We start from the raw sequence: 15,043 nt of genomic DNA, 5'->3' as shown, positions 1-15,043 counted from the left end.
CCGAGGAGAAACGCCCATGTCCCCCACCACCGCCCCCTGGTGGCGCAGTGCCGTCATCTACCAGGTCTACATCCGCAGCTTCGCCGACGGCAACGGTGACGGCGTCGGCGACATCGCCGGCATCCGCTCCCGGCTGCCGTACCTCAAGTCCCTTGGTGTGGACGCCCTCTGGATCAACCCCTGGTACAAGTCCCCGATGGCGGACCACGGTTACGACGTGGCCGACTACCGGGAGATCGACCCGCTGTTCGGCACGGTCGCCGAGGCCGAGCAGCTCATCGAGGAAGCGCACGCGCACGGGATCCGCATCGTCCCGGACATCGTCCCGAACCACTCCTCCGACCAACACGCCTGGTTCCGGGCCGCGTTGGCGGCGGGCCCGGGCAGCCCCGAACGCGAGCGCTTCATCTTCCGCCCCGGCCGCGGCCCCGACGGCGCCCTGCCGCCCAACGACTGGGACTCCCGCTTCGGCGGCCCGGCCTGGACCCGGGTGGCCGACGGCGAGTGGTATCTCCACCTCTTCACCCCTCAGCAGCCGGACCTCGACTGGCAACACCCGGACGTGCACGCGGAGTTCGAGTCCGTCCTGCGGTTCTGGTTCGAACGCGGCGTGGACGGCTTCCGTATCGACGTGGCCCACGGCCTCGTCAAGGACCCCGAGCTGCCGGACCTGGCCGGCCACGACGGCGGCACGCACCCCTTCTGGGACCGCGACGAGGTCCACGACATCTACCGCGCCTGGCGCAAGGTGGCCGACGAGTACCCCGGCGACCGCGCCTTCGTCGCCGAGGCGTGGACGGACACCCCCGAGCGGCTCGCCGCCTACCTCCGCCCGGACGTCCTGCACACCGCCTTCAACTTCGACTACCTCATGGCCAGTTGGGACGCGAAGGACCTGCGCGCCGTCATCGACGACACCATTGCGACGCTCGGCACGGTCGGCGCCCCGGCCACCTGGGTCATGTCCAACCACGACGTCATGCGGCACGCCAGCCGCTACGGCCGCAACGCCGCCAGGAAGTGGGTGGCCAACGAGTCCTACGTCCCCGCCGGCCCCGCCGACCTCGAACTGGGCACCCGGCGCGCCCGCGCCGCCGCCCTGCTCACGCTCGCCCTCCCCGGCGGCGTCTACGTCTACCAGGGCGAGGAACTCGGCCTGCCCGAGGTGGAGGACCTGCCCGAGGCCGCCCTCCAGGACCCCGTCTGGGAACGCTCCGGACACACCGACCGAGGCCGCGACGGCTGCCGGGTGCCGATCCCCTGGTCGGGGCGGACCAAGCCGTACGGCTTCAGTCCTGAGACACCCGATGTACCCGAGGGCGCCACCGCCGCGCCCTGGCTGCCTCAGCCCGCCGACTGGTCGCCGTACACGGTGGAGGCGCAGACGGGCGACGCGACCTCGATGCTGGAGCTCTACCGCGCCGCCCTCCTGCTGCGCCGTGAGCACCCCGCCCTCGGCGACGGCGGCCTGACCTGGCTGGACGCCCCCACCGGCGTCCTCGCCCTCCGCCGCGAACCCGGCTTCGTCTGCGTGGTCAACCTCTCGACGGAGCCGTACGAGTTGCCCGACCACACCTCGGTCCTGCTGGCCAGCGGTCCCGTCGAGAACAACCGCCTGGCCCCCGACCAGGCGGCGTGGCTCGCGGTGTAGCGAGCCACATCCACGAGTCCCCAGGGCCTGTCCGGTCCCACTCCCCGCTGACCGGACAGGCCCTGGTTTCCTACGCCTCCCCGAAGTAGTGACCCGTCTCGAGGTCGGCGATCAAGCCCGCCTCCAGCGGCTCCCACCCCGTCTGCTTGCGCGTCAGCGTGCTCGACGCCGGGCAGTCCAGCGAGGCGACGAGGCCGAGGAAGCCGAAGTGGTCGACCGCCTGCTCGGGCGGCACGCTTCCGGTCGGGACGTCGAGACGGCGGGCGATGACCTCCGCGAGCTCGCGCAGCGGCAGCGCCTCGTCGCCGACCGCGTGGTACTGCGCGCCCGCCGGGGCCGACTCCAGGGCCCACCGGTACAGCCGGGCCGCGTCGAGCCGGTGCACAGCGGGCCAGCGGGCGGAGCCGTCGCCGACGTACGCCGACAGGCCCTTCTCTCGGGCTACGGCGATGAGTTGGGGGACGAAGCCCTGGTCGCCGGTGCCGTGCACGGACCGGGGCAGCCGGATGACCGACGACCGCACCCCGCGCTCCGCCAGCGCGACCGCCGCGATCTCGGACGGCTGCCGGATCGCCGCGAACGACCCGGGTTCGACGCTGTCCTCCTCCGTCGCCACCCGCCCGTCGCCGAGCCCGGGCGTGCCCGAGGTGACCACGAACGGCTTGTCGGTGCCCGCGAGTTGCTCACCGATCGTCTCGATGGCGCGCAGGTCGGTGGCGCAGTTGGCGGCGAAGTCCGTGAAGTCGTGGATGAAGGCGAGATGGCAGATCCCGTCCGCCGCCGCGGCGCCCTCGCGCAGGCTGTCGAGGTCGTCGAGCGAGCCCCGGTGTACGGCGGCGCCCACGGCCGTCAACGCCTCGGCGGACGCGTCCGAGCGGGCCAGTCCGGTGACCGTGTGCCCGGCGTCGAGGAGTTCGCGGACCACGGCGGAACCGATGAAGCCGGTGGCGCCGGTGACGAAAACACGCATGGTGCGTTCCTTCGATGAGGTGGGGTGAGCTTGCGCTGCGATGTATTGCGCCGTGCTGTGTTTCCATCGTGGGCGGGGCATGGGTTCCGGGTCCAAAGCCTGTTCCGCATGAGGCAATACGGATCAGGCATCACAGCAGCTCACCTGCCCTTTGGGCCGGAGTCGCCGCCGTCTCACGCCGTACACTTCAGGCATGACGGACCTGCCTCCCGCGCCCGATCTCGAACTGCGTCTCGTGCGGTACTTCATCGCCGTCGCCGAGCAGCGTCACTTCGGCCGTGCCGCCGAGGCGCTGCACATCACCCAGCCGTCGCTGAGTCGCCAAGTCCGGCGGCTGGAGGGGCAGTTGGGGGCCCGACTGCTGGACCGTACGCCACAGGGCACCCGGCTCACGGCGGCCGGGGAGGTGTTCCTGCCGCGCGCCAAGGCGCTGTTGCGCTCCACGGCCCAGGCCGCCGCCGAGACCCGGGCCGCAGCGGAGCCCAGCCGCCTCACCGTCGGGTACATGGCGAACCTGTTCGTCACCCCGGCGGTGCGCGAGGTGCGGCACCGGCATCCGGACGCCGATGTGCACGTCGTACATCTGGCCTACGACGATGTGCGTGCGGCCCTGTTCGATCGGCGGGTGGACGCGGTGGTGGCCCGACTGCCCTTCCCCACCGACCAGTTGGACGTCACGGTCCTCTACGACGAGCCGCGCGTCCTGCTCGTACCGCTGGACCATCGGCTGGCCGGCAAGGAGTCCGTCACCCTGGACGACATCGCCGACGAGCCGCTTCCCCAGACGCCCGGCGCGGATCCGGCGTGGAGCGCGTTCTGGCGCATCGATCCCCGGCCGGACGGTCGCCCGGCACCCGGGGGTCCGGTCATCCGGGTCCTGGAGGATAAGTTCGAGTTCGTCGCGGACGGACAGGCGGTGGCCATCACGGCCGGTCTCCAGCCGGGCCAGACGATCCGCCCCGACATCATGGCGATCCCCCTCCACGGCGTCGAACCGAGCCACGTGGCCCTCGCGACCCGCGCCGGCGAGCACAACCGGCTGCTGACCGCGTTCCGTAAGGCGGCCCACGCACTCCTCAGGGCTCCGGCGGAGCAGGCCGAGTAGCTCCCCCGCGGATCGACGGAGGCCCCACCGGTCACGTACCCGGTGGGGCCTTCCGATCCGGAGCGGGTGCTCGGGTCAGCGACCCGCCCTGGGGCGGTTGCGCCGGTACAGGGCGGCGCCGCCCAGGAGGAGGGCCGCGCTCGTGACGGCGGCCGGGACTGTGTTGTCAGCGCCTGTGTGGGCGAGCGACGCCTCGGCGGCGGGTTGGCTGGGGTGTCCCTCCACCTCCGTCACCGGTCGTGGCCCCGGGTGCGGCTTCGACGGCGTGGGCGGCGCCGGGGTCGGCCGCGTGGGGTGGTGGGGGTGGTCGCCCGAGGTGTTCGTGGAGTGGTTGCCCATGCTCGGGTTGCCGACGCCGACCACGCTGACGGAATTCCCGCTGAGGTTCACGGGGAGGTGGATCGGGAGTTGCAGTCCGTTCCCGGAGAGCACACCCGGCGAGTCCTTTTCGCCGCCCTGCGCGACGGCACCGCCGTGCGGACCACCGGGGCTCTTCCCGCCGCTCCTCTTCCCACCGCCCGCTTTCGCGCCGCCTTCGTTGGCGCATGTGTTCCCCGCGGCGGGATTGAGGAGACCCACCACGTTCACGGTGTTCCCGCACACGTTCACCGGTACGTGCACCGGGAGCTGAATGGTGTTGCCGGAGATCACCCCGGGCGAACCGGCCGCAGCGCCGTCCGCACCGGAGTCGGCGAACGCCGGCATCGCCATGGCCATCGCACCGGATGCGGCGGCGACGGCGATCACACCGTTTCGGGTAACCCGTTTCATAGGGTCCCTGCCTTCCAGAGATGTAGCGAGCACTCACCCGCACCGGATAAAACGCGGGCGCACCATCCGAGTTATGGCTTATCGGCCTTTCACTCCATCGAGCGTCACGGTTATCGAACTACTCGTAACGACTCTTCATCGGTCGGAAACCATTAGTCGGAAAACCTCTTATGCCTATTGAAGGGGCGCAGAATACGGCAGCGCTCACCGGCCCGCCCGCCGGGAGGCGGGGCCCACGAGGCCCGCTTATCGTGATCGCAGGCGCTGGTCACGGCGCGTTCTTGGAGGCATTGATGCTGGCCAAGCTGTCATCGCGGCCCGCGTTCCGGGGCTGTGCGGTCACCGGGGTCCTCACACTGGCGCTGCTCGGCGCGGGGCTGCCCGCGCTGGCCACGGCCGACGACCGGCCTGCGCCCGACCTGTCCCGGTTCTACCGGCAGAAGGTGAAGTGGGCCGCGTGCAGGACTCCGGACGCGCCCAAGGACCTGCAATGCGGGAAGGTCACCGTCCCGCTCGACTACGCGAAGCCCGGCGGCGGGACGCTCGATCTCGCGCTGGCCCGCTACCGGGCGACCGGGAGGTCGAGGGGGTCGGTGCTGCTGAACTTCGGCGGTCCCGGTGGCGCGGGTGTCAGTGAACTCGCCTCGGGCGGCAAGGAGTTCATGGATCTGACGAACGGCTACGACGTCGTCACCTTCGATCCGCGCGGTGTCGGCCAGTCCTCGCCCGTGAGCTGTGGCGAGGGCTCCGACCAGGGCTCGACCGCGGTCGACGAGGACCCCACCGAGAGCAGCGATCCGAAGATCCTCCTCAGGCAGCTGCGGAAAGCGGCCGCCACCTGCGCCAAGTACTCCGGCCCGGTCCTGCCCCACATCGGCACGGTCAACGCCTCCCGGGACCTGGACGTGATGCGCCAGGCCCTCGGCGACAAGAAGCTCAACTACCTCGGTTTCTCCTACGGAACGCGGCTCGGCGCGGTGTACGCGGCCCAATTCCCCAAGAAGGTGGGCCGGTTGGTGCTCGACGGCGTCGACACCCTCACCGAACCGCTGTCCGAGCAGGGGATCGCGGGCGCCGAGGGACAGCAGACGGCACTGGAGGACTTCCTCAACTGGTGTGTGCAGGACATCGCCTGCCCCTTCGGGACGGACGCGCGATCGGCGCCGGACCGGGCCGTAGGACTCGTCCGTTCGCTCGACCAGGACCCCGTGCAGTCGGGCTTCGGCGACCCGTTCTCCGGTCAGGACCTGGTGGGTTCCATCAGTCAGGCGCTGTACACCAAGCAGTTGTGGCCGACGCTGGAGCGGGCCATCGCGTCGCTGGTGGAGGACGGTGACACGCGGGCCATCATGGCGTTCTCGCCGGGCGGCGCCGGTCTGCCAAAGCTGCGCGGGGGCGATGGGATCGTCGACGCCCAGGACGTCCCGCTCGACAACCTCCCGGCCGCGCTGATGGCCATCAACTGCGCGGACGACCCCGACCGTCCCACCGCCGAGCAGATCACCAAGCACCTTGCCGGCCTGCGCGCCGAGTACGAGCAGGCGTCGCCGGTCTTCGGCCGCTACCGGCTCACCGAGGTGCTGATGTGCTACGGCCGTCCCAAGGGCACCGACTACATCCGCGACGACGTCAAGGACGTGGACTCGGCGAAGATGCTGCTCGTCGGGACCCGGGGCGACCCGGCGACGCCGTACCGCTGGACCGTGGAGACGGCCCAGCGGCTCGGTTCGTCGGCTGTGGTGCTGGACAACAAGGGTGAGGGCCACACCGGTTACGCGTCTTCCAAGTGTGTGCACCACAAGGTCAACGACTTCCTGCTGTACGGCTCGCTGCCGCCCAGCGGGAGTTCGTGCCAGCCGGACACCGCCGAGGTGCCCTGAGGGACCGCTCAGCCGAGCACGATCTCGGGCTTGTAGAGGTCCATCCAGAGCGCCAGGTCGAGGGCGCGTTCCAGACCACGGCGGCCCGCCTGGGTGCTGATTGGGGTGTCGCGGTGGGCGGCCTGCCGGAGCCTCTCGCGGTCGATCAGGCCGAAGACCGGGTGGGAGGGCCGGGCGAGGAGGTCCTTGGCGTGGTCCTGGAGGGCGACCGCGTACTTGGGGTCCTGGGTGGACGGGTACGGGCTCTTGACCCGGTCGTAGACGGACTTCGGGAGGACGTCCGCGGTGGCCTCCCTGAGCAGGGTCTTCTCCCGGCCGTCGTAGGACTTGAGGGACCAGGGCGTGTTGAAGACGTACTCGACGAGCCGGTGGTCGCAGAACGGGACGCGGACCTCCAGCCCGACGGCCATGCTCGCGCGGTCCTTGCGGTCGAGCAGGATGCGTACGAAGCGGGTGAGGTGGAGGTGGCAGATGCGCCGCATGCGGTACTCGAAGTCGCTCTCGCCGTCGAGGCGTTGGATGCCGGAGACGGCGGTGCGGTAGCCGTCCGCGATGTACGTCTCGGTGTCCAGGGCCTTGGTCAGGTCGGGGCGCAGTACGTCGGCGTCGTCCCCGAAGTGCTGGCCGAACCGCACGAGCCAGGGGAAGGTGTCGGCGCGCCTCGCCTCCTCGTCGAAGAACTGCAGGTACCCGCCGAAGACCTCGTCGGCGGACTCGCCGGACAGGGCGACGGTGGACTGGTCGCGGATGGCACGGAACAACAGGTAGAGCGAGGAGTCCATGTCGCCGAAGCCCAGGGGGAGATCGCGGGCACGGAGCATCTTCGCGCGTACGTCGAGGTCGGCGAGGGCCTGCGCGTCGAGCAGGATGTCCTGATGGTCGGTGCCCGAGGCGCGGGCCACGTCGTGGACGTAGGGCGTGTCGGGGGTGCCGCGCAGTTCGTCGGCGACGAAGTTCTCGTTCTGGCCGACGAAGTCGACGGCGAAACTGCGCACCTTCTCGCCGTGCTCGGCGAGTTGACGGGCGGCGATCGCGGTCATGGCGGAGGAGTCGAGGCCGCCGGAGAGCAGGGTGCAGCGCGGTACGTCGGCGACGAGCTGGCGGCGCACGATGTCGTCGAGGAGGGTGCGGACGGCGGCGACGGTGGTGTCGCGGTCGTCGGTGTGCGGCCGGGTCTCCAACTGCCAGTAGACGCGGCGCCGTAGACCCGAGCGGTCGACGGTGACGACGGTGCCGGGCTCGACCTCGTGCATGCCGTCCCAGATGGCGTGTCCGGGTGTCTTGATCATGGTGAAGAGTTCGCGCAGGCCGTCCAGGGTGACCCGGGCGCGGGCGAGCGGGTTGGCGAGGATCGCCTTCGGTTCGGAGCCGAACAGGACGCCGTCCGGGGTCGGTTGGTAGTAGAAGGGCTTGATGCCCATGCGGTCGCGGATCATGACGAGCCGGTCGCGGCGACCGTCCCAGATCGCGAAGGCGTACATGCCGTTGAGGCGTTCGGCGAGCGCGTCGCCCCATTCGAGATAGCCGCGCAGCACGACCTCGGTGTCGGAGTCGGTGGTGAACCGGTGTCCCCTTTCGGCGAGTTGGCGACGGAGTTCGGTGAAGTTGTAGGTCTCCCCCGAGTAGACGAGCGCGACCGTGCCGTCCGCCGTGTCGACGGTCATCGGCTGACGGCCGCCGGGCAGGTCGATGATCGCGAGCCGGCGGTGTCCGAGGGCCGCGGGCCCCTGGACCCAGCTGCCGCGGTCGTCCGGTCCGCGGCAGGCCATCGTCTCCGTCATTGCATCCAATGTCGCGGCCTCGGTGCGCAGTTCACGGTCGAAGGAGACCCAGCCGGTGATGCCGCACATGCGTTACCTCCTGCGTTCGGTCCGCCGGAAAGAGGTCATCCACCTGCGTTTTCCCACACGCCCGACCTGCACCCGCCGAACCAGATGTATTCAGCACCTATATGACGAGCCTGTGTCACGCCCGCAGGGCCGGTCAACATGCCCGTAACCTCAACGGCCTTGCCGACCCCGGGTTTTCGGCCGCGCTTTGCGTCCCCGAGATCCTCGGACCGGGTCTCCGCCGGGTGGTTCTCGTCAGAAATCGGCCATGGGCAAAGAGTTGCTCAACAACGTCGCCGGGGAGCAGGTCGCCGGAGTCGGTCGGGGTGAGCCTGCGGTGCCCACGCCCGGGGCGAGATCGGGCGCCGGTTCCGGGGCCGATCCGGCCCGGTTTCGGGGCGACGGACCCGGCGATCGGGTCACCGGGAGTGTTGGTAACCGATCACCCCATTTGTCTGGCGGGCTTCCCCCATATGCCCCATCCGTCGATCGGCCCTATCGTGCTGTTATGGAGCACGCACTGAGTCCCGCCACCCTCACCGAACTGCGGCGCCCGCGCCCCTACCCCGCGGTCTCCGTGCTCACCCCGACGCATCGTCGCGAGCCCGACAACGCCCAGGATCCGGTCCGGCTGCGCAATGTGCTGGCCGAGGCCAAGAAGCAGCTGGAGGCCGATCCCGCGGTCCCCCGGGAGCGGCGCATCGACGTCTCCCGGCAGCTCGACCAGGCGCTCGCCGAGGTCGATCTGGCGCATGCCGAGGACGGTCTGGTGATCTTCGCCGCGCCGGGCGAGCACCAGGTGTGGTCCCTCGCCAGGTCCGTGCCGGAACGTGTGGTGCTCTCCGACACGTTCCTCACGCGGAATCTCGTCTCCGCGCAGGCCTCCGAGCGCCCGTTCTGGGTGCTGTCGCTCGCCGCGGACCGCGTCACGCTGTGGAACGGCGGTGTCGACCGGGTCGTCGAGACCCACACCGGCGGCTTCCCGCTGACCCGCGACCACCGGGACAACTTCGACGCCGAGCGGCAGGAGCGGATCGGCGACATCCCGAGCACCTTCCGCGACGAGGACACCCGCCACTTCCTGCGCGAGGCCGACACCGCGATGGGCCGGATCCTGCGCGAGCACCGGCGCCCGCTCTACATCACCGGCGAACAGGCCGCCCTGTCCGCCCTCGACGAGGTCGGCGGCGCCACCAAGGACGCGGTGCACATCGCGCACGGCGGCCTCGCGCACGGCACGCCCGACGCCGTGTGGCAGGCCGTACGGCCACTGGTCGACGCCGAGGCCCGCAAGAGCACCGTCACCGTGACCCGCGAGCTCGAATCCGCGCGTGGGCGCAAGGAGTTCGCGGCCGGCGTCGACGAGGTCTGGCAGAACGCCCGCGAGGGCCGGGTCCGGCTGCTGGCCGTCGAGGAGAACTACCGCGTCACGGTCCGCGACGACCACGGCGACCATCTGGTCCCGGCCGACGGCAGCGACCTCGACGCCCGCGAGGACATCGTGGACGAGATCGTCGAACGGTGCCTGGAGACCGGCGCCGACGTCCGCTTCGTCCCCGACGGCACCCTGAACGACGCGGACGGCATCGCGGGCGTGCTGCGCTACTGAGCCCACCTCACTGCCGGGCCCCCGCTCATTCGGAGGCCCCCTCCCCCTACGGCGTACGCTACGGCGTGATCGTCGACGGAGAGGGAGTGCACACGTGGGTGACCTGCTGGGCGTGGCCGTGCTGGGTGCGGGACACATGGGCGCCGACCACATACGACGCCTCGATCAGGTGGTGAGCGGCGCCAGGGTCGCCGCGGTGGCCGACCCGGACACGGATCGCGCCAAGGAGGCGGTGGCCGGTCTGGACGCGGTCGCGGTGCACGAGGACGCCGTGGCCGCGCTGGATGCCCCCGGGGTCGAGGCGGTGCTCATCGCCTCGCCGGGTCCCGCGCACGAGGAGGCGCTGCTCGCGGCCTTCGTGCGCGGGCTTCCGGTGCTGTGCGAGAAGCCCATGGTGCCCGACTCCACCGATGCCCTCCGGGTGGTGGAGGCGGAGGGCCGCCTCGGGCGACGGCTGGCGCAGATCGGGTTCATGCGGCGCTACGACGCGGAGTACCAGAGCCTCAAGTCCCTGCTGGACAGCGGCCAGTTGGGCCGCCCGCTGATGCTGCACTGTGTCCACCGCAATGTGTCGTCGCCGCCGTACTTCACCTCCGCGATGCTCATCGACAGCTCGGTGTCGCACGAGATCGACGCGGCCCGCTGGCTGCTCGGCCAGGAACTCACCGCGGTGACCGTGCTCAGCCCGCGCTCCTCGGCGAACGCCCCGGAGGGTCTGCTCGACCCGCAGCTCGTGCTCTTCGAGACCGACGGGGGCGCCCTGGTCGACGTCGAGGTCTTCGTCAACTGCGGCTTCGGCTACCAGGTGCGCTGCGAGGCCGTGTGCGAGGCGGGCAGCGCCCGGATCGGCGAGGACCGCGCGATGGTCGTCACCACGCGGGGCAGTGCCCACGAGGACGTACCGCTGGACTATCTCGTCCGGTTCGCCGACGCCTACGACCGTGAGGTGCAGTCCTGGGTCGACGCCACCCGGCGGGGCCTGGTCACCGGCCCGAGCGTCTGGGACGGCTACGCCTCCTCCGCGATCGCCGAGGCGGGCGTCCGGGCGCAGGAGAGCGGCGGCCGGGTGACCGTCGACCTCGCCCCGCGCCCGGACCTGTACGCCGACGTCAGCCGCTGACGCTCGCCGCACCCGACTCCAGGTGCCCGGTGAACCGGCGCGACCAGGTCGCGTCGGAGTCGACGGTGACCGTGAAGTCGTACCAACCGCCTTGGTTCGCCACGGCGTTGAAGAAGTCCTCCGTCGACGCGCCCGCGGCGACCGTGTAGGTCCACGGACCGTCACCGCGGTAGTGGTTGGAGGCGATGGTGAACTTCACTGACACGGCGGACGAGTTGGTCATCTTGAAGTAGACGGCGAGCTTGCCGGCGCCCGGCTCGACGGCGTAACGGGTGCTCACCTCGACGGACTTGCCCGCTTTCGTCGCGTCGCCCTGGAAGCGGCGCAGGAAGCGGTTGGGGCCGACCATGGTGATGTCGTACTTGCCGCTGCCGTAGCCCGTACCGATGTTGAAGTAGTCGGAGGCGGTGCCGCCCGGGTCGATCGTGTACTGCCAGGGTGTGGTGTCGCGGTAGGCGTTGGGGTGGATGGAGAGATGGGCGGCGCTCTTCGCGGCGCCGCCCTGGTTGGACATCGCGAACCAGGCGAGGATCTTGCCGCTCGACCCGAACTCCAGGTGGTCCAGGTACCCGTTGGGCTGGTACGGCAGTGCGCGGGCGGGTCGGGTGCCGGTCTCCTGCGCGGGCAGGGCGTTGTCCGTCGGCACCGGGTTGGGCAGCGGGCCGCAGGTGGAGATACCGATGACGCTGGTCGCGGGCAGGGACACCGCGCCGTGGACCGGGTTGGCGAAGTCGAAGACGCCGGTCAGGTCGCCACTGACCCTGCGGCGCCAGGTGCTGATGTTGGGGCAGGCGGCGGGCTTGCCGAGGGAGGAGGTCCAGGTCTCCAGGAAGCGCAGGACCGAGGTGTGCTCGAAGACCTCGGAGGAGACCCAACCGCCGCGTGTCCAGGGCGAGATGACGATCATCGGGACGCGGAAGCCGAAGCCGTAGGGCACGCCGTTGAGGAACTCCCCGTCGGTGCCTGCGGGCGGAACGGGCGGCGGGACGTGGTCGAAGTAGCCGTCGTTCTCGTCGTAGTTGAGGAACAGGACGGTCGAGTCGAAGACGTCCGGGTCGGCGGCGAGGGCCTGGTAGACGAGGCTCACGAAGTGGGCGCCGTCGCCGGGCGGGGCGTAGGGGTGCTCGGAGAAGGCCTGGTTGGGCACGATCCAGGAGACCTGCGGGAGGGTGCCCGCGAGGACGTCGGCCTTGATGGCGGCGGCGATGTCGTCGGGGGTCGAGCCCGTGGTGGCGGGGACCGAGGACATGCCGCGGTCGTAAAGGGCGCTGCCCGCCTTGGAGTTGGCGAAGTTCTTGAAGTAGGCGCAGGCGTTGTCGCCGTAGTTGTCCTGCGCGTTCTGGTAGACCTTCCAGGTCACTCCGGCGTTCTGCAGGGACTCGGCGTAGCTCTGCCAGGTCAGGCCGGACTCGTCACCGCCGTCGTAGCTGGAGGAGTCGACCTTGCCGCTCCACAGATAGGTGCGGTTGGGGCCGGTCGCGCTGAGGGTGGAGCTGAAGTAGGCGTCACAGATCGTGTAGTTGTCGGCGAGCGCGTAGTGGAACGGGATGTCCGAGCGGTCCAGATAGCCGAGGGAGCGGACGTTGCCCACGCCCGAGACCCAGTTGTCGAGGCGGCCCTTGTTCCACGCGGAGTGCTGGGAGGACCAGGAGTGCGGCAAGTCGCCGTTGCACTGGGCGAGGGTCTCGCCGTCCTGGCCGCCCGCGGCCGGGGTGGCGCTCAGCTTCCACGGGTACTGACGGCCGCCGCCGTTGGGCTGGTCGAAGACCGGGTATCCGCCGTTCAGTGTGATGCCGCTGCGGTCGTCGAAGCCGCGGACGCCCTTGAGGCGCCCGAAGTAGTGGTCGAAGCTGCGGTTCTCCTGCATGAGGATCACCACGTGTTTCACGTCCGAGATCGTGCCGGTCGCCGCCGCCGTCCGCTGCGCCGCGACCGCCGGCCGTGCGCCGGTGCCCGTAGCCATGCCCGCCGCCACGGTGGCCCCGAGTCCCACGAAGCCTCTTCGGCTGATCGGTGTCATTCGCCCCACCCTCGTCACCGGCGTGCCCGAACGGCACACCGCGCGCAAGGGTGCACGGGGTGATCGCCAAGGTCCATCCCCGCGCGGTGAGATGGAGGTGAACAGAAGTCAAAGTCGGCTCCGGGACGCCGAGTTGCCCTCAGCCGTTCACACGTTTCCGAACAGGGCGCTCAGCCCCCGGTCGACAACCGCGTCCATGTCCTCCTGCCCGGTGGCCACCACCTCGTAAGTCCGCAGCAGGAAGCGGCGCAGTTCCGGGGTGTGGAAGTGGAGCAGGGCGAGCCCGAACGGCGAGTGGAACTCCAGCACCGTACGGGCCCGGCCGCACGGCCACAGGTGCACATCACCGCCGCCGGCCGGCCTGCGCAGCCCCTCCTCCAGCAGCGACCGGGCAAAGGTCCAGGTGACGCCGTCGCCGTCGAGGGACACCTCGGGCGGGAAGTCGAGGTGCACGGCCAGCGGGTCCGAGGCGAGGTAGCGGAGCGTGGCGGACACGGGAATCTCCGTCTCGTCCGCCGTGATCAGCCGGGCACGGGTGGGCTGTTCGAGGGTGATGTCCATGGTCGGTCTCCACTGCGGGCGTGAGGTCGGCCGGATTGCCGTGTGCCTGTACGACCTCGTAGGTGCCGTTCGCATTACGCGGAACCTCGAATGAATTGATGTGACCTGCGTCACTATGCCGTCGATGTGTGTGGCGGCCGGTGAATTCGTTTGCGGTGGGACGGGTGAGCCCGGTGGGGTGGACCCATGGACGGGGCCGCGGAGCAGGCACTACGGGCACGACAGGCACGGTGGCAGAGGTCGGCGGTGCTCGCGGCCCTGATGCTGGCCGCCTTCACCTTCAACACCGCGGAGAACCTGCCGATCGGCCTCCTCGAACTCATGGCCGAGAGCCTGCGGGTGTCCGTGCCGGCGGTCGGACTGCTGGTCACCGGTTACGGCGTGACGGTGGCCGTCGCGTCCGTCCCACTCGCCCACGTCATGCGAGGTGTGGCCCGACGCCATGTGCTCACGACACTGCTGGCCGCCCTGGTGCTGTCCAGTGTGGTGGCGGCACTGGCCACGTCGTACTGGCTGCTCCTCGCGGCACGGCTGCTGACCGCGCTGGCCCAGGCGCTGTTCTGGGCCGTGATGGGACCGGTCGCGGTGGGCCTGTTCTCACCCTCGGTCCGGGGGCGGGTCATCGGTGCGCTGTCCGTCGCGGGTTCGCTGGCGCTCGTGCTCGGGGTGCCCGCCGGTACCTGGCTGGGCCGCCGCGAGGGCTGGCCCGTACCGATCGCCGTGCCGGCGGCCCTGGGGCTCATGTCCCTGGTGACGATCGCCGTACTGCTGCCGACCTCCCGTCCGGACGAGGAGCGGGCGGCCTACGGCACCCGTCCCGACGCCCGCCGGTTCGGCACCGTCCTGGCGGCCGGAACCCTGGCCGCCACCGGGGCGTTCGCGGGGTTCACCTACATCGTGAAGTTCCTCGGGGACGTGAGCGGGTTCTCCCCGAGCGCGGTCTGCGTCCTGTTGGTGGTCTTCGGCGTCGCGTGTCTGGCCGGGGTGACCGTCACCGGAGCGGTACTTGACCGCTTTCCGCAGGCGGCGTTCAGCACCGCCGTCGCCGTGCAGGCGGTGGGCATGCTCGGCCTGTACGCGGTCGGCGCCCGTCCGGTGGCGGCCGTGGTGTTCCTGACACTGATGGGCGGTGCGCTCGGGCCGGTGTTCATGACCGCCCAGAACGCGATGCTCCAGTGCGCACCGGGACGTACGGACATCGCTCTCGCGGCCAACTCCGGTTCCTACAACGCCGGTATCGCGACCGGCGCCGCGCTCGGCGGACTCGTGTTGCGGCTCGCCGATGTGCGGAGCACGTTCCTCACCGGCGGGCTGCCGACCGTGGGGGCCTGTGCGGTACTGGCCGGTGCACGGGTACTGGATCGCGGGCCAACGTCCGCCGGACGACGCCGTGTTGGGGAAGAGGGCAGGGCTGGCGGCTGACCAACTCCCTCCCCTGCAGGCACCGGTACCGCAGCCACCGCGACGTACTACTGACCGGCGGGACCTGCCGATGCCGCTCGGCGCGCGGGTGGCACACCACGGACC

General features: G+C 70.6%; 11 protein-coding genes. 6 read left to right on the top strand and 5 right to left on the bottom strand.

All coding sequences use genetic code 11. From position 1 onward, the window contains the following. Nucleotides 1–16 precede the first annotated feature (16 nt). Nucleotides 17–1,651, top strand: coding sequence for a glycoside hydrolase family 13 protein (locus OG714_RS48020; protein ID WP_406130794.1), 1,635 nt, complete (start codon nt 17–19; stop codon nt 1,649–1,651). 70 nt (nt 1,652–1,721) lie between these two features. On the opposite strand, the gene OG714_RS48015 is transcribed toward OG714_RS48020, so the two are convergent. Further along, nucleotides 1,722–2,621 (bottom strand): SDR family oxidoreductase, encoded by a 900-nt coding sequence (locus OG714_RS48015; RefSeq protein WP_406130793.1) that lies wholly within the window; start codon nt 2,619–2,621, stop codon nt 1,722–1,724. A gap of 193 nt (nt 2,622–2,814) precedes the next feature. Here OG714_RS48015 and OG714_RS48010 point away from each other — a divergent pair, with 193 nt between their 5' ends. Then, the gene (locus tag OG714_RS48010) at nt 2,815–3,726 is read left to right on the top strand and encodes a LysR family transcriptional regulator (RefSeq protein ID WP_406130792.1); all 912 of its coding nucleotides are present in this window, start codon (nt 2,815–2,817) and stop codon (nt 3,724–3,726) included. Nucleotides 3,727–3,801: 75 nt separating this feature from the next. Here the strand turns inward: OG714_RS48010 and OG714_RS48005 are convergent, their stop codons facing one another. After that, a complete protein-coding gene (locus tag OG714_RS48005; protein WP_406130791.1) occupies nt 3,802–4,497 on the bottom strand; it encodes a chaplin in 696 nt (231 codons plus the stop codon). A gap of 293 nt (nt 4,498–4,790) precedes the next feature. Here OG714_RS48005 and OG714_RS48000 point away from each other — a divergent pair, with 293 nt between their 5' ends. Next, complete coding sequence (locus tag OG714_RS48000; protein ID WP_406130790.1) at nt 4,791–6,377, top strand: alpha/beta hydrolase; 1,587 nt, start codon at nt 4,791–4,793, stop codon at nt 6,375–6,377. Between the two features lie 8 nt (nt 6,378–6,385). Here the strand turns inward: OG714_RS48000 and asnB are convergent, their stop codons facing one another. Next, a complete protein-coding gene (asnB, locus tag OG714_RS47995; RefSeq protein ID WP_406130789.1) occupies nt 6,386–8,227 on the bottom strand; it encodes an asparagine synthase (glutamine-hydrolyzing) in 1,842 nt (613 codons plus the stop codon). A gap of 487 nt (nt 8,228–8,714) precedes the next feature. On the opposite strand from asnB, the gene OG714_RS47990 reads away from it, so the two are divergent. Beyond that, nucleotides 8,715–9,815, top strand: coding sequence for a chemotaxis protein (locus OG714_RS47990; protein ID WP_406130788.1), 1,101 nt, complete (start codon nt 8,715–8,717; stop codon nt 9,813–9,815). Between the two features lie 94 nt (nt 9,816–9,909). Further along, the gene (locus tag OG714_RS47985) at nt 9,910–10,935 is read left to right on the top strand and encodes a Gfo/Idh/MocA family protein (protein WP_406130787.1); all 1,026 of its coding nucleotides are present in this window, start codon (nt 9,910–9,912) and stop codon (nt 10,933–10,935) included. Here OG714_RS47985 and OG714_RS47980 read toward each other — a convergent pair. Continuing rightward, complete coding sequence (locus tag OG714_RS47980; protein WP_406130786.1) at nt 10,925–12,955, bottom strand: phosphocholine-specific phospholipase C; 2,031 nt, start codon at nt 12,953–12,955, stop codon at nt 10,925–10,927. The two genes, OG714_RS47985 and OG714_RS47980, sit on opposite strands and share 11 nt — an antisense overlap. Nucleotides 12,956–13,102: 147 nt before the next feature. Then, complete coding sequence (locus tag OG714_RS47975; RefSeq protein ID WP_406130785.1) at nt 13,103–13,516, bottom strand: SsgA family sporulation/cell division regulator; 414 nt, start codon at nt 13,514–13,516, stop codon at nt 13,103–13,105. 261 nt (nt 13,517–13,777) lie between these two features. On the opposite strand from OG714_RS47975, the gene OG714_RS47970 reads away from it, so the two are divergent. After that, nucleotides 13,778–14,938, top strand: a complete 1,161-nt coding sequence (locus OG714_RS47970) for an MFS transporter (protein WP_406132191.1) — start codon at nt 13,778–13,780, stop codon at nt 14,936–14,938. Nucleotides 14,939–15,043 lie beyond the last annotated feature (105 nt).

The organism is Streptomyces sp. NBC_00989 (assembly GCF_045162655.1).
Taxonomy (GTDB): Bacteria; Actinomycetota; Actinomycetes; order Streptomycetales; family Streptomycetaceae; genus Streptomyces.
The sequence above is the reverse complement of the archived record's forward strand: the minus strand, read 5'-3'. Positions and strand labels throughout refer to the sequence as shown.

What these genes read in the sequence shown, in the direction of transcription:
- OG714_RS48020 (WP_406130794.1), top strand. Translation starts at nt 17, where the DNA reads ATGTCCCCCACCACCGCCCCCTGGTGGCGCAGTGCCGTCATCTACCAG.
- OG714_RS48015 (WP_406130793.1), bottom strand. Translation starts at nt 2,621, where the DNA reads ATGCGTGTTTTCGTCACCGGCGCCACCGGCTTCATCGGTTCCGCCGTG.
- OG714_RS48010 (WP_406130792.1), top strand. Translation starts at nt 2,815, where the DNA reads ATGACGGACCTGCCTCCCGCGCCCGATCTCGAACTGCGTCTCGTGCGG.
- OG714_RS48005 (WP_406130791.1), bottom strand. Translation starts at nt 4,497, where the DNA reads ATGAAACGGGTTACCCGAAACGGTGTGATCGCCGTCGCCGCCGCATCC.
- OG714_RS48000 (WP_406130790.1), top strand. Translation starts at nt 4,791, where the DNA reads ATGCTGGCCAAGCTGTCATCGCGGCCCGCGTTCCGGGGCTGTGCGGTC.
- asnB (WP_406130789.1), bottom strand. Translation starts at nt 8,227, where the DNA reads ATGTGCGGCATCACCGGCTGGGTCTCCTTCGACCGTGAACTGCGCACC.
- OG714_RS47990 (WP_406130788.1), top strand. Translation starts at nt 8,715, where the DNA reads ATGGAGCACGCACTGAGTCCCGCCACCCTCACCGAACTGCGGCGCCCG.
- OG714_RS47980 (WP_406130786.1), bottom strand. Translation starts at nt 12,955, where the DNA reads ATGACACCGATCAGCCGAAGAGGCTTCGTGGGACTCGGGGCCACCGTG.
- OG714_RS47975 (WP_406130785.1), bottom strand. Translation starts at nt 13,516, where the DNA reads ATGGACATCACCCTCGAACAGCCCACCCGTGCCCGGCTGATCACGGCG.
- OG714_RS47970 (WP_406132191.1), top strand. Translation starts at nt 13,778, where the DNA reads ATGCTGGCCGCCTTCACCTTCAACACCGCGGAGAACCTGCCGATCGGC.